We start from the raw sequence: 14,537 nt of genomic DNA on the forward strand, positions 1-14,537 counted from the left end.
AAATCGAAATTTAAAAATAAAATAGATAAACTAAGGAACAATTTCCTCTTTTTCAGATTTTTAAAAGAATTAGATAAAATTTTTATTAGGAATACATCTCTTTATGACAAATTTTATATCTTTCGATAAATTTTGAATTCAATTTGTGTTGTGTATAATATACTAAAAGGAAAAACGATTCGGGTTTGGGTAATCTTAAGTATTACTTTCATTAGTGTTCAAGACTTGAAGGCGCAAGATCCTCAATTTTCACAATTCTATGCGGCACCACTATATTTAAATCCAGCTTTTGCAGGAAATACTCAGATGAGTAGGTTCGGAATCAATTATAGGAACCAATGGCCAAGTATTAATGCAAATTTTGTTACGTATTCTGCCTATTTCGATCATTATTTTGATAGAATACAGAGTGGCGTTGGATTAATTATTTCAAGAGACGAGGAAGGTCTTGCAGGATTACGGTCTACATCAGTTGGCGCCCAATATGCTTATCAATTACGACTAAGTGATAAATTAACTTTCCGACCTGGTGTTCAGGTGGGTGTATACAACAGAAGTTTAAATTTCAGTAATTTAACATTTGGTGACCAGTGGGATCCCGAAACACAAACTTTTCAAAACCCATCAGGAGAAACACCAACAGGCCCTGGTAAAACATTCTTAGATTTATCTTTTGGAGGAGTTTTATATTCAGAGAATTTCTGGTTTGGATATTCTGTTTTCCACTTAAACCAGCCCAATCAATCGGTTTTAGGCGAGGAAAGTATTTTACCTATGAAGCACTCATTTCATGCTGGCTACAAAATCCCTTTAAATACTGGTTACAGAAAAGGATATAATAGAAATGGAGATGAAAGAAGCATTACCCCAACTGCACAATACAAAATGCAAGGCGGTTTCCAGCAATTGGATTTAGGGATTTACAGTACACTTGAGCCAATGGTAGTTGGATTATGGTATAGAGGAATTCCTTTTCAGTCTCCCAATGGTTTTTCTGCATCTGAGTCACTTGTGCTTTTATTGGGCTATTCTTATGAAAAACTTTCAGTGGGTTATAGTTTTGATTACACGCTATCTGACCTAGGCATCAGAAGTGGTGGAGCTCACGAGATTTCAATTACTTATGTGCTTTCCTTAACTGATCCAAGAAGGCCTCCAGCCGACAAATTGAGAATACCTTGTCCTAAATTTTAATACTTTTCATGTTAATACCAGCAGATCAATTTTTTACTATCATTATATTGGTAGTGGTTTTAGACTATGCATTAAATACGATAATAGACTTATTGAATTTAAAAAAAGCTAATTCAAAACTTCCTTTAGATTTAAAAGATTATTTTGATGAAGAAAAATATCAAAGAGCGATTCAGTACCAAAGAGTGAATACGAAATTTGGCCTATGGAGCGGCTTCTCAAGTTTCCTGATAATGCTTCTTGTGTTATTATTTGGTGTTTTAGGAGATCTGGATGCTTTTGTAAGAAGTCAGTTCGATTCTGTTATTTCTCAAACATTAGCCTTTTTTGGTATCATCTACATTTTAAATGACATTTGGAATATTCCGTGGCAATGGTATTCTACTTTTCATATAGAAGAAAAATTTGGTTTCAATAAAATGACTCCTTCACTTTTTTGGAAAGATAAACTAAAGAACTATTTACTAACCGCAATAGTGGGAGGTATTTTATTAAGCGTTTTGGTCTTTCTAATTACTTGGATAGGTCAATCGTTTTGGTGGATATTTTGGCTTGTCATTGTTGTATTTATGATAGGTGCTAATTTCTTCTATACCAGCTGGATTTTGCCCTTATTTAATAAGTTAGTTCCTCTTGAAGATGGAAGCTTGAGAGAAAAAATCTTTGAATATGGGAAATCTGTTAAGTTTCCAATTGAAAATATTTACGTCATGGATGGTTCTAAACGTTCATCAAAAGCGAATGCCTTTTTCTCGGGCTTTGGAAAACGAAAAAAAATCGTTTTGTTTGATACATTGCTAGAAAAACACACAGATGAAGAATTAGTCTCGATATTAGCACATGAAGTTGGACATAACAAAAAGAAGCATACCATAATTGGAATGATTACTGGTGTAATTCAAACTGGCGCAATGTTGTTTATCATGTCTTTTATGATTTTCAATCCTGCACTTAGCCAAGCTTTAGGAGCTGAGCACCTAAGTTTCCCAGTAAACTTCATTGCATTTGGAATTATTTATACGCCAATAAGTCTATTTTTATCCTTGTATTCCAATTACATTAGTCGAAAACATGAATTTCAAGCTGATGAATTTGCAGCCATTACTTACAAAGGAGAAGCATTACAAAATGCGCTTAAAAAGCTTTCTATTGATAGTTTGAGTAATTTAAAACCTCATAAACTTTACGTATTCTTTCATTACTCACATCCGCCTTTATTGCAGCGGTTAAAAGCTATCGATAAGCATAAGTAGGGATTATATTTTATTAAAGAAAAAATTTATCTTTATGGCATAATAATACCAAAACCACTATAAATGATTACATTTCTTAAACTATAACAAAAAATATAAATTCACTATATTGAAATACTTTATTGAAATTCTTAGTGGAATTAAATTTTAAATTCAGAATACCATGAAAAAATCAATTGTTTTTTTATTCTTATTTACCGTTTCAACATTGGTTTTGGGGCAGCAGGATAAAATAGATAACTTAATTTACAGAGGAGAAAATCTTTTTAAAATTCAAAATTATGAAGATGCTAAAAAATCATTAGAAGAAGCCGTTAAACTTGGAGCTAATGAGCCTTATGTAAATTATATGTTAGGCGTGTCCTATTTAAAAATGCCTAGCGCCACAGAACAACTAAAAGCTTCCGCTATTTTCGAAAAAATTGAAAATGCAAATGCCATCTCCGAACTACCCAAAGAAGTAAATTATTATATGGCGCAAGCCTTTCATAAAAATTTGCAGCTGGAAAAAGCCTCAAAATATTATGACAAATACATGAAATCACTAAGTGCTTCTGATAGCAAATTAAGAGCAGAAGTGGAATTGGAGATGATGAAAAGTGAAAATGCTAAACGTTTACTAAGCCAACAGAAAGATATTAACATCCAAAGAATGGCACCTCCTATCAATACAGAGTTTACAGAATATAATCCTGTTGTTTCTGCTGACCAGTCAGTCATGGCATTTACCTCATTGAGACCTGATCAAAGAACTGGACAATCTTCGGAAGAAATTTACATTACGTTCAAAAAATCAGGAGATTGGGGTCAACCAAATAAAATTGCGATAAATACTAGTGAAAACGTTGGAACAGCGGGTATTTCACCAGATGGACAGCAAATGTTAGTTTTCATAGGTTCTGCAGATAAAGGTAATTTATTCATGATGAAGAAAGAGAGTGAGGGCTGGAGCCAACCTGCCGTTTTGGAAGGACTAAACTCAAGGGATTTAGAAAGTACTGCATCCATCACTCCCGATAGCAAAAAGATATATTTCGCAAGTAACCGACCTGGCGGATTTGGAGGAATGGATATATGGGTAGCTACAAAGCAAGCAAATGGAACTTGGGGGGATATTGAAAATCTTGGTAAAGAAGTGAACTCAAAATATGATGAAGATGCTCCTTTTATTCACCCCGATATGAAAACTTTATATTTCACTTCCAATGGAAATAAATCGATGGGTGGTAGAGATATATTTAAAACTAACCTAATTGGTGGCAATTGGACTAGCCCTGAAAATATGGGGTATCCTATTAACACACCATTAAATGATAATTATTTTACGCTTTCTGCGGATGGAAGTAAAGGATATTTTTCCTCTGACAGACCAGGTGGTTATGGAGGTCAGGACATTTACTTTTTTGACATGCCTGAAAAGTATTCTAATATTCCTTTGACCATGCTTAAAGGCAAAATCACAGCCGGAGAAGATGAACAACCTGTGCCGACAAAAATCAAATTGATTGATAATGAGAACAACACTAAGGTAGATTATGTATACGATCCTGACCCAAATACAGGAAACTACTTAATAATTCTACCTCCAGGTAAGAATTATGATTTGATAATTGAATCGGAAGGTTATTTACCGTACACGCTAAATATTAACGTACCCAATCAAACCTATTTTTATGAACTATATCAAAAAATCAATTTGAAATTGATAAAGCAGTTTGATGTAGTGGTTGGACAAGAAGTATCCGTTAATAATGCTTTTTATGATACCGAGCAAAATGGGACATATTCACCACGCCAGGCAAATGAAGCCATGTTGGTGCAAAGTGATAGTTTAGATGTTTACGATATGATGGACGCGATCATTGCTGCTGAAGATACCGCTGCTTTCAACTATTTGATGGATTTAATGTATTCAGTAAATCCAATTGATGATGTAGATTTCACAGTAAATGAGGATGCAATGGAAATTGCTTCTAGAACATACTATTATGATGAAAGCGACACCACTACTTTAGAAAGTAGAGTGGTTGAAGGAGAAACTATTTACTCACTTCCGACTATGTATGTTACAGAAGAAGCAGAAAAGCAGAAAAAAGAAAAAGCTCAAAAGCCAAAAGCAACTTACGACAAATCATTATTGGAGCCAGTTTACAAGATTTATTTTGGTGTAGGTGAAGCTGAATTTGAGGAGAAATACAAGGCTCAACTTCAGGAAATTTATGATAAAATTCAAGAACATGAAGAGCTCGGTATTCAAATATCAGGTTATGCCTCAGCGGAAGGTGACCCTGATTTTAACAGAAAACTATCCAATAAACGGGCGATAGAAGTTGTGAATTTCTTTAACTACAAAGGCGTTGTAAGAAGAAGAATTATTGCAAAAGGCTATGGTTCCACCAGAGCAGATACACAAAACGCAGCTGAAAATAGAAGAGTTGAAGTTCAGATTGTAGATTTAAATAAAGTTGATCGATAATCTAGCTTAACCAAATTTAGTTCAGGCCATTCGTAAAAGAATGGCCTTTTTATATGTTTGAAATTCACAGTTTGAGCATAAAAAATTCGTTTTTCATTTAAGCTATCCTATCTTTGAAAGATTATAATTCGATTATACTATAGGAAAAAAGTTATGAAGAAACCTGTTTATACAAAACCAACTAATAAAGGAAAAAACGAACTCTTAGCTGAGAAAAATGCAGAAGCATTGCTTGGTGGTGGTGCGGAACGAATTGCATCCCAACACGAAAAAGGTAAACTTACTGCTCGCGAAAGAATTGATTTATTAATGGACGAAGGTTCATTTGAAGAAATAGGCAAATTCGTGATGCATCGATGTAAGGATTTCGGATTAGATCAACAGCATTATCCTGGAGATGGAGTAGTAACAGGATATGGAACCATATCAGGAAGATTGACTTATGTTTTCAGTCAGGATTTTACAGTTTTCGGAGGATCTCTCTCAGAAACTCACGCTGAGAAAATTGTTAAAATCATGGATATGGCGATGAAAAATGGCGCCCCATTAATTGGCTTAAACGATTCAGGTGGTGCCAGAATTCAAGAAGGCGTAGTTTCATTAGGCGGTTATGCTGATATTTTTTATCGCAATGTGAGAGCTTCAGGAGTAATTCCTCAATTATCTGCTATCATGGGACCTTGTGCTGGTGGAGCAGTTTATTCCCCTGCCATGACAGACTTTATCATGATGGTGGAAAATACAAGTTATATGTTTGTAACAGGTCCTAACGTAGTAAAAACCGTAACACAAGAAAATGTAACTTCTGAAGAATTAGGTGGAGCCAGCACCCACAGCACTAAAAGTGGTGTAACGCATTTCTCATGCGCTAATGAATTGGAATGTATCAATAATATTAAGAGGCTGTTGAGCTACGTTCCTCAAAACTGTGAAGATCCGGTTCCTTCTGTTCCTTATGAATTGAAAGAAGATGAAAGCAGAAACTCCTTAAACGAAATCATTCCTGATAATCCCAATCAGCCGTATGATATGCGAGAGGTTATCGAAGGAACTGTAGATGATAATAGCTTTTTCGAAGTACATAAAAATTATGCAGAAAATATAGTGGTTGGATTTGCTCATTTAGCAGGGAGGAGCATTGGAATTGTAGGTAACCAACCTGCTTCTCTAGCAGGAGTTTTAGATAATGACGCTAGCAAAAAAGCAGCACGTTTCGTTCGTTTCTGCGATAGTTTTAATATTCCGCTATTAGTTTTTGAAGATGTTCCAGGCTTCCTACCGGGTACAGACCAGGAATGGAATGGCATCATTTCTAACGGAGCGAAATTATTATATGCCTTCAGTGAAGCAACAGTTCCGAGGGTGACGGTAATTACCCGAAAAGCTTATGGTGGAGCTTATGATGTAATGAATTCTAAACATATTGGTGCAGACATGAACTACGCATGGCCAACGGCAGAAATCGCAGTAATGGGTGCCAAGGGCGCTGCAGAAATTATTTTCCGGAAGGAAATAGCAGAAGCAGATGATAAAGAGGCTAAACTAGCTGAAAAAGTAGAAGAATATACTGAGAAATTTGCCAACCCATACAGAGCAGCTCACAGAGGCTATATAGATGAAGTGATTTTACCTTCTGATACCAGAAAGAAGTTGATTAGAGCTTTTTCGATGTTGGAAAACAAAGTAGATAAACTACCAAAGAAAAAACACGGAAATATTCCATTATAAATTTAAAAGCCTCCAATTGGAGGCTTTTTCTATTGAAGCTATTTTTTATGTCGAACTCATATGAATCGATTCTCTATGTAACTTTGGTTACAGCTTTTTGAACAGCTTTAGCCTCATCTTTGTTAATGTTCTTAAATTAGCAAAATGGAATACCTAGATATATTTATAACCTCATTTAAAGACTACGCTCGCTATGTGAGTAATGAAGTTTTAAATTTTCATTGGGGCAATTATTTATATTGGTTAATTGGTATATCTCTATTCTTTTATGCACTAGAACTGATCAGACCATGGAGAAAAGACCAACCTAAAATCCGAAAAGATTTCTGGCTGGATGCTTTCTACATGTTTTTCAACTTCTTCCTTTTTTCATTAGTGGGTTATTATGCCTTTTCGAATGTATTTGTTCAGCTTTTTAATGACTTTTTAGGATTATTTGGCGTAACGAACTTGGTTGCAATAGAAATCAACACATGGCCAGTCTGGGCGCAGCTTTTGACATTGTTTATCTTAAGAGATTTCATTCACTGGAATGTGCATCGATTATTACATAGAGTTCCTGCTTTATGGGAATTCCATAAAGTGCATCATTCTGTTGAGCAAATGGGCTTTGCAGCTCATTTACGATTCCACTGGATGGAAACCATAGTTTATAGAACTATAGAATATTTACCTTTAGCCATGATTGGTTTTGGAATTCAAGAATTTTTGTTGGTTCATTTGTTTGCCTTAGCAATCGGTCATTTCAATCATTCAAATATTAAAGTGCCGCTGGGACCTTTTAAATATATTTTTAATAATCCTCAAATGCATATATGGCATCATGCAAAGTATATACCTACTAAAACGGGCGTTAATTTTGGGATATCCTTAAGCATCTGGGATTATTTATTTGGTACTCATTATATTCCACGAGATGGTAGAGATGAAAAATTAGGGTTTGATGATATGGATAAATTCCCTTCAAAACTAAAAGACCAACTGGTATACGGATTGACACCAAAGAAAGAAAAATCAAAATAATTTAGTATTTCCTTCATTTAATATTGCGCAATTACGTGCAATTCCGTAACATTGCAATCCGAAAAACAGCTAGTCAAAAGACTACGTTTTTTAGGGCCTATAGCTCAGTTGGTTAGAGCACTTGACTCATAATCAAGTGGTCCCTGGTTCGAGCCCAGGTGGGCCCACCAGTTAAAGCCTCAGAATTGCTTCTGAGGCTTTTTTCGTTTCGATGGGTTTTAATTAATTACATGGAATAGCCTCGTAATCCTTATAAGAAATCTTTCCCCAAATTAACACCAAATCATTTAATTTTGTATAATTTTCAGACTAATTACATTATAGATACGTTGACGTACTTGTACTAATTGACAAAAGAGTATCAACTAACTTTTCGCAATGAAATATTCGACCAAAGAATAATAATAAATGATAATATACGTCAAAAATATGGTCTGTGAAAGCTGTAAAATTTTTGTTAAAGATGCTTTAGAAGAACTTAAAATTTTGCCAGCAACAGTTGAGCTGGGTGAAATAAAAACTGGTATGGATGTTTCTGATACTGATAAAACAGCACTAAATAACCTAATCAGAAAAGCAGGATTGGAACTATTAGAAAAAAAGCAAGGTGTTTTAATTGAGAAAATTAGGCAAGTAGCAATTGATTATGTTTACAAATCTGATAAAAAACCTAATCTCAAGTTCTCTGTATTGCTTAGCGAAGAATTAAATCTATCATACAACTACCTAGCTAACTTTTTTGCAGAAGTTCAGGCCACTACTCTAGAACAATTCATCATTTCATTAAAAATCGAACGGATTAAAGAATTAATAATTTTTGGAGAAGATACTTTTTCAGAAATTGCCTATAAATTACATTATAGCAGCGTTGCCCACTTATCAACCCAATTTAAAAAAGCTACTGGTTTAACACCTTCTCACTTCAAGCAATTGAAAGAAAAAAGAAGAGTTACAATTCAAAATATGTAAGCTAATTAACATCAAATTTTCAGAATTTTAGGCACTTCAGCATTCATCATAGATGATCATAAATAATTTTCCCATTATCCTTAAGTACCATACTGATGGGTTAATTAGATCTGTTTCTTTTCATTTTACCACCTAAACCATCATATCATAAATACAAAGTAATCACACTCATTCCCATACTCTAAAACCCTTACTTAATATCCATACATGTCACTAACTTATGGTAAAAAAATAAATTTATCTTTCATTATTCAAAAATTGCCAAATGACAAATTTTTAATCAAATACTATTTACAACTTGCCAAAATGAAAGCGCTCATCAATTATTTACTTCAATATGGACAGCTCAGTCAAGTACAAATTGTTCTAGTAAAAAGTAAAGCAAAAAAATTGATATTAACAACAGGCAAATACTTTTCAGAAGCGGGTAAAGTAGCTAAACAAGTTGCTTTTGTTACAAACGGGATTCTGAGAGTTACCTATTACAATCATGAGGGATTGGAAATAACCAAATATTTTATTGATGAAAATAACTTTGCAGTAGATTTGAATAGTTATACATCAAAATTGCCATCAACAGAGTACATTCAAGCAGTGACAGATTGTACTCTAACTGTTTTTTCAGCGGATGCCTTAAAAGATTTGTCTTTAACTATTATCGGTTGGGATAATATTATAGGTAAGATTACTGAAAAATCATTGGTCGAGAAAGTACAATGGATTAGCCCGATGATTGGGGGAAGTGCAAAAGAGAAGTATCTCAATCTCCTTGAAAGGTTTACTCAATTGGCCAATAGAATTCCGCTTTCTATGAGGGCAACCTACTTAGTTACCCAATCTTCCTTAAGTTGGATAAGGCGCAATATCTAATTTGCTTTTCGCCAAATGGCAAATATTTAAAGTTCTTAAGTCTCGAAATTTATGGCTGAACTTAAAAATATAACAGGATGACTAGCATTTGGATCACATTAACATTGATATTTAGCTTGACAGGCATTGCTTTTGCGCAGAAGGCTAAAAATTATCGTCATGTAAAGGTCAACATTACAATTGATGCCACTGTGGAGAGCGCCTTTAATTACATAGTTCCTGTTGATTTGTCGCACATTTTCAAAGGGTATAAAAATTTACCTGCAATTGTCAATACTGATGAAAAGGAAAAATGGATCAAGCCGGGGCTTACAAGAACAGTTTATTTTGAAGATGGCACAACTGCCCGTGAAAAATTATTAACAGTAGTGCCTCACACTTCATTTTCTTATGAAAGTGATAATTTTACTTCGAAACTACGTTTTTTGGCAAAAAGAATTGAAGGCGATTGGGTATTTACAGATTTAGGGAACGGAAAAACTAAAATTGAGTGGAACTACAAAATAGTCCCTTAAAATTTTTTGGCTCGAGACATCATAAAAATATTAGTACTTAAAAATGTAAAAGGATTTCTAAATACTGCTTTGAAAATTTTAAAAGATGACCTGGATGAAGTGAATGCCAAGTCTGTTGGTTTATAACAAAAATTTTTAATTTTATTTGATGAAATCGAACAGGAATTACTGTGTCACATAGGGAAATGCTGTGAGAATCCAACTTACCTTTGAAAATTAAATATAATCAGATGAAATTTAGATTTATAGTCGAAGAAATCAGAAGTAACGAATTTTTCGAGCTAAATAATAGGCAAAAATTTAAGTTATTGGGAGATGCTTTTTTATTCTGTTTGGCTGCAATGTTCATTTCAGTAATAATTTGGGATATCATTAGTTGGCTGTCAGGTAGTGAGTTTAATCAATCTAATAACAGTTATAATACAGCAGTAAAAAACTGGATTTTAGTTGTTTTACTCGCACCAGTTGTGGAAGAAATAGGGTTTAGATTATTTTTAAAACCAAATAAGTTAAAGGTATGGGTTTCAATATTTGTCCTCTGCTATTTTATATTTTCAATTGTGACGGTAAGTAATTTTTACTCAGAGCTAGACACCTTAACACTTTATAAATTATTGGCAGCTTTAGGGGTTTCTTCCTTAATCACCTTTCTTTTTAGTGAGAAAATTGTTAGCAACATTAAATCCAGTCTTTTCCAATACTACATTTTTTCCTCCTTTTTATTTGGACTATTACACCTACTAAATTTTGTTCCTTTAGACGGAATACAAATCATTCTATTTCCATTTTTAATTCTTCCACAAATCTTATTTGGGTTTGCCTTTGGCTATTTGAGATTGAAAAATGGCTTAACCTGGGCGATAGGATTGCATGCGTTAATCAATTCAATTTCATTTATTTTTAAGAGTCTATAAATACTTTACCTAAGACTTTGAAATAATCATCAGTAAAACATAAGAAATGCAGTGAAATAGACGGAAAAAACTTTTCTTAAGTAAATAATGTAGTTGAATAAATTTTTTTATCGAAAAATGGAATCCTGAAGATTCTATTTTACAACCATAAGGAATTAGAAATAACTAATACCAAACAAACTCGTAAGACTAAAGATGGATAACTAGCTTAAAATCAATAAATAATGATTGGACTATACGGGCTATTTTATTTTCATACTTTTTAAAATTGAATAAAATCAATTTCATAGAACCTAACTTTTTAACAATGAAAAAAATACAACCTTATCAAATCGTCCTATTTCTTATCCTATCATTCACTTTAAGTAGCTGTGAAATAATTGGAGGCATTTTTGAAGCTGGAATATGGGTCGGGGTTATAATAGTAGTAGTGCTCATTGCTCTCGCAATATGGATAATTAAAAAATTGATCAGCTAGAATTAATGAATTTTTGTATTTAACATGAAGTACTATACAGTTGTTAAAATAGCATCAAGATAATTAAGAAAGTGAGCACTTCAGAATCAAACGGATACTTAAGTGGTAAATCTTGAGCTATTGTATACCCCTAGAGTAAATTTTAAAATTCTTACCCAGATTAAAATTCATTTTTTATACTAGTATTCTTATACACTTGGCCAGGCATTTATGTCAACTACCATAATTTTTCTTAATTTTACATTTTACATAAAAATTCAAACTCATAACATCTGCTAAAAAGTGAAATTAAAGCGTAGAAGAAAATTAGTCACTTATTTAAATATATTAGACCAACCCATTCGATTTAACCCTTTCGTTTTTAGTCGGACGTTTTTATTATGGGCTTTACTGGGATTAATAGGCGGAATAATAGCAGGAATTTACTGGATTGGTCTTGAATTTCTGACGCATCAATTAGCATTTTTTAATGGTTGGCAAGTAATCCCTGTAATGGCCTTATGTGGTCTTTTGGCGGGTCTGATAATTCACTATATCGGAGACCCAGGAGAAATCCATTTGATTGTCAATAACATTCGATTTAATAAAGGTAAACTCGACCCAAAAAATAATCCATCCATGATTTTATCCTCCTTATTATGCGTTGCATCGGGAGGAAGCCTAGGACCTGAAGCACCCTTAGTGCAAGTAACAGGCTCAACAGGTACATGGATTGGGAAATTATTCAGATTAAAAGGAGAGGAATTACGCTCTGTAAGTATTGCAGGAATGGCATCAGGTTTTACTGCCTTATTTGGTGCTCCTTTGGGTGGTAGTCTGTTTTCTTTGGAAATACTACACCATAAGCATGCAGTAGAATATTATAAAGCAATTATTCCTGCATTTGTGGCAAGTTGTTTTAGTTATTTGGTTTTTGCTTTAATTATACATTTAGGACTTGGCCCGATTTGGGACTTATCTGCATATGAATATTCAGGAATTTTTGATTTTAGCTATGCTGTATTATTTGCCATAGTTGGTGCTTTATTTGGATGGGCTTTTATATTGTGTACTAAATTTTTCAAATCTGTTTTTGAAAAAAAACCTATTCCCATTTATATCAAAACACTTATAGGGGGAATTCTATTAGGAATCATTGCATTTTACTTACCCATCACTCGATACTTTGGTCACCATGAGATGAATATACTTTTGAATAAGGATTTTACTCTGCCTTTTTTGTGCGCAATATTAATTTTTAAAATTATAGCTATTTCTATCACCGTAACATCCGGCTGGCGAGGTGGATTTATCATCCCCCTATTCTTTGTTGGTGCCACCTTAGGATTGATTATTCATCAACTTTTCCCGGCAATAAATCTCACCTTAGCCATTGTAAGTTGTATGGCGGCTATTAATGCTTGTGTTACAAGAACGCCTATGAGTACTACCATTTTATTAGCCACATTAACTGGTTTTGGTCATTTTATCCCGATTCTTTTTGCGAGTTTAACAGGCTATTTCTTAGCTCCAAGAATACCATTTATAGGTTCACAAATGGAAAAAGAATAAGGAAATAAAAAATTAAAAAACATAATCAATTCAAAATTGATTAATTAGTACTGTAAAAATTTTAAGATGTAATTGAATCCCTTTAAAACATTTATAGAAAATTATATCTCAATTTCCGATACTGATTGGGAACAGATTTCAGCTTGTTTTGAAAAGCGATTTCTTGAAAAAGGGGAAATGCTTTTACAAGAGGGTGAAATTTGCAGACATCTTTATTTTATTGAAAGTGGTTTGCTGCGATACTTTATCAATAAAGAGGGTGATGATATTACTAAATTCTTTACCGAAGCTCCTTATTGTTTTACTTCTCAAGCTAGCTTTACTGCAGCTAAACCCGCCAATGAAAATATACAAGCCATTGAAAAATCAATCATTTGGCAGACAACTTTGAAGCAAGCCAATGACCTTTTAGAATTAAAAAGCTGGAATACTTTTATTCGCAAACTTATTCAGGAAGTTCAATATTTTACGGAAGAAATCTTGCAAGAAATTCAGACTGAAACAGCTGAAAATCGCTACATTAAAATGATTGAAACCAGTCCTCAACTCATACAAAGAGTCCCTTTAAAGTATTTAGCGTCCTATTTTGGAATTGCCCCTCAATCATTAAGTAGAATTAGAAAAAAAATACTTCCCACTAAAAGAAATTAACATAGGTGCAGTAGAATGAAATAAGAAAGCAGGAATTTTGGCTCATCCTAAAAACAAAAAGATGAAGCATTTATTTCTAATCATTTCAATCCTATTCGCAATGAAGGCAACTGCTCAACAATCAAATTATCATTTTAGTCATACCGATAGTACAAAAGCAAGTAGTGACAAAATATGGGAAGTTTGGACGGATGTCCCCAACTGGAAAGAATGGGATAAGGGCTTGAAAGAAGCAATGCTAGAAGGTGATTTTGTGGTGGGGAGTAAAGGCAAATTAATTCCTGACAAAGGACCTAAATCCAAATTTGTCATTACTGAACTCATCCCTAATAAATCTTACACTTTCGAAACCAAAATACCATTTGGACAGCTGATAATCAAGCGAACACTAGATCAGAAAGATGGGTTAACTTACTTCACACATGATGTGGAATTTACAGGCATATTGAAGAAATTCCTCGGCAAGAAGCTTGGTAAAAACTATAGAGAAATGCTCCCAAGTGTGATGAATGACATTAAACTTATTGCAGAAGGAAAATGATAGCATTAAAATTAATTTACATAGCCAATATCATTGTTGCTGGATGGATTGGCATATCCTCATTATTTTTCCCTCAGTTATCATCGGCTACCATTTTTCAAAATAGCTATCAAACCACTGATTTAATAAGATTAGTGGGCTGCTTATGGTTAGCTATTGCCATCTTATCTGTTTTCGGTCTATGGCGACCTGTAACATTTTCTCCTGTTTTATTGCTGCAATTAATTTATAAAGGCGCTTGGCTTTTAGTGGTGGCAATTCCAGCGATTGTTAACAAAGAACAATTCCCTGTAGGAATGGCTATATTCTTTTTAGTTTGGTGTTTGGTTTTACCTTTTGTGATTCCTTGGTCTGAATGGACTAAATAAATTGAG

General features: G+C 33.7%; 13 protein-coding genes and 1 tRNA gene. All 14 read left to right on the plus strand.

All coding sequences use genetic code 11. The features are described from left to right. Nucleotides 1-150: 150 nt before the first annotated feature. The 14 genes from VFM92_RS14780 (at nt 151) to VFM92_RS14845 (ending at nt 14,531) form a co-directional block, all read left to right on the plus strand. Nucleotides 151-1,194 carry a type IX secretion system membrane protein PorP/SprF gene (locus VFM92_RS14780; RefSeq protein WP_325123004.1) on the plus strand — a complete coding sequence of 348 codons (1,044 nt, stop codon included), beginning with the start codon at nt 151-153 and terminating at the stop codon, nt 1,192-1,194. An 8-nt stretch (nt 1,195-1,202) separates the two neighbouring features. Next, a complete protein-coding gene (locus VFM92_RS14785) occupies nt 1,203-2,447 on the plus strand; it encodes a M48 family metallopeptidase (RefSeq protein ID WP_325123005.1) in 1,245 nt (414 codons plus the stop codon). Between the two features lie 163 nt (nt 2,448-2,610). Then, the gene (locus VFM92_RS14790; protein ID WP_325123006.1) at nt 2,611-4,923 is read left to right on the plus strand and encodes an OmpA family protein; all 2,313 of its coding nucleotides are present in this window, start codon (nt 2,611-2,613) and stop codon (nt 4,921-4,923) included. Between the two features lie 153 nt (nt 4,924-5,076). Further along, the gene (locus tag VFM92_RS14795; RefSeq protein ID WP_325123007.1) at nt 5,077-6,651 is read left to right on the plus strand and encodes an acyl-CoA carboxylase subunit beta; all 1,575 of its coding nucleotides are present in this window, start codon (nt 5,077-5,079) and stop codon (nt 6,649-6,651) included. A gap of 144 nt (nt 6,652-6,795) precedes the next feature. Next, on the plus strand, nt 6,796-7,674 hold the full coding sequence (locus VFM92_RS14800; protein WP_325123008.1) for a sterol desaturase family protein: 879 nt from the start codon (nt 6,796-6,798) through the stop codon (nt 7,672-7,674). A gap of 93 nt (nt 7,675-7,767) precedes the next feature. Further along, nucleotides 7,768-7,844 (plus strand) — tRNA-Ile (locus VFM92_RS14805). A 238-nt stretch (nt 7,845-8,082) separates the two neighbouring features. Further along, nucleotides 8,083-8,643 (plus strand): AraC family transcriptional regulator, encoded by a 561-nt coding sequence (locus tag VFM92_RS14810; RefSeq protein ID WP_325123009.1) that lies wholly within the window; start codon nt 8,083-8,085, stop codon nt 8,641-8,643. Nucleotides 8,644-8,850: 207 nt separating this feature from the next. After that, the gene (locus tag VFM92_RS14815) at nt 8,851-9,513 is read left to right on the plus strand and encodes a Crp/Fnr family transcriptional regulator (RefSeq protein ID WP_325123010.1); all 663 of its coding nucleotides are present in this window, start codon (nt 8,851-8,853) and stop codon (nt 9,511-9,513) included. A 77-nt stretch (nt 9,514-9,590) separates the two neighbouring features. Next, complete coding sequence (locus tag VFM92_RS14820; protein WP_325123011.1) at nt 9,591-10,028, plus strand: SRPBCC family protein; 438 nt, start codon at nt 9,591-9,593, stop codon at nt 10,026-10,028. A gap of 230 nt (nt 10,029-10,258) precedes the next feature. Further along, nucleotides 10,259-10,942, plus strand: a complete 684-nt coding sequence (locus VFM92_RS14825) for a CPBP family intramembrane glutamic endopeptidase (protein WP_325123012.1) — start codon at nt 10,259-10,261, stop codon at nt 10,940-10,942. Nucleotides 10,943-11,702: 760 nt separating this feature from the next. Continuing rightward, complete coding sequence (locus VFM92_RS14830) at nt 11,703-12,971, plus strand: chloride channel protein (protein WP_325123013.1); 1,269 nt, start codon at nt 11,703-11,705, stop codon at nt 12,969-12,971. Between the two features lie 72 nt (nt 12,972-13,043). Further along, a complete protein-coding gene (locus VFM92_RS14835) occupies nt 13,044-13,622 on the plus strand; it encodes a Crp/Fnr family transcriptional regulator (protein ID WP_325123014.1) in 579 nt (192 codons plus the stop codon). Between the two features lie 61 nt (nt 13,623-13,683). Further along, the gene (locus tag VFM92_RS14840; protein WP_325123015.1) at nt 13,684-14,163 is read left to right on the plus strand and encodes an SRPBCC family protein; all 480 of its coding nucleotides are present in this window, start codon (nt 13,684-13,686) and stop codon (nt 14,161-14,163) included. After that, a complete protein-coding gene (locus VFM92_RS14845; protein ID WP_325123016.1) occupies nt 14,160-14,531 on the plus strand; it encodes a hypothetical protein in 372 nt (123 codons plus the stop codon). Before VFM92_RS14840 ends, VFM92_RS14845 begins: the two co-directional genes overlap by 4 nt. Nucleotides 14,532-14,537 lie beyond the last annotated feature (6 nt).

The organism is Marivirga sp. (assembly GCF_035704835.1).
Classification (GTDB): Bacteria; Bacteroidota; Bacteroidia; order Cytophagales; family Cyclobacteriaceae; genus Marivirga.

Excerpts from the sequence above, each read along its gene's own strand:
- VFM92_RS14815 (WP_325123010.1), top strand. The coding sequence starts at position 8,851 with ATGTCACTAACTTATGGTAAAAAAATAAATTTATCTTTCATTATTCAA.
- VFM92_RS14795 (WP_325123007.1), top strand. The coding sequence starts at position 5,077 with ATGAAGAAACCTGTTTATACAAAACCAACTAATAAAGGAAAAAACGAA.
- VFM92_RS14790 (WP_325123006.1), top strand. The coding sequence starts at position 2,611 with ATGAAAAAATCAATTGTTTTTTTATTCTTATTTACCGTTTCAACATTG.
- VFM92_RS14810 (WP_325123009.1), top strand. The coding sequence starts at position 8,083 with ATGATAATATACGTCAAAAATATGGTCTGTGAAAGCTGTAAAATTTTT.
- VFM92_RS14785 (WP_325123005.1), top strand. The coding sequence starts at position 1,203 with ATGTTAATACCAGCAGATCAATTTTTTACTATCATTATATTGGTAGTG.
- VFM92_RS14825 (WP_325123012.1), top strand. The coding sequence starts at position 10,259 with ATGAAATTTAGATTTATAGTCGAAGAAATCAGAAGTAACGAATTTTTC.
- VFM92_RS14800 (WP_325123008.1), top strand. The coding sequence starts at position 6,796 with ATGGAATACCTAGATATATTTATAACCTCATTTAAAGACTACGCTCGC.
- VFM92_RS14840 (WP_325123015.1), top strand. The coding sequence starts at position 13,684 with ATGAAGCATTTATTTCTAATCATTTCAATCCTATTCGCAATGAAGGCA.
- VFM92_RS14845 (WP_325123016.1), top strand. The coding sequence starts at position 14,160 with ATGATAGCATTAAAATTAATTTACATAGCCAATATCATTGTTGCTGGA.
- VFM92_RS14820 (WP_325123011.1), top strand. The coding sequence starts at position 9,591 with ATGACTAGCATTTGGATCACATTAACATTGATATTTAGCTTGACAGGC.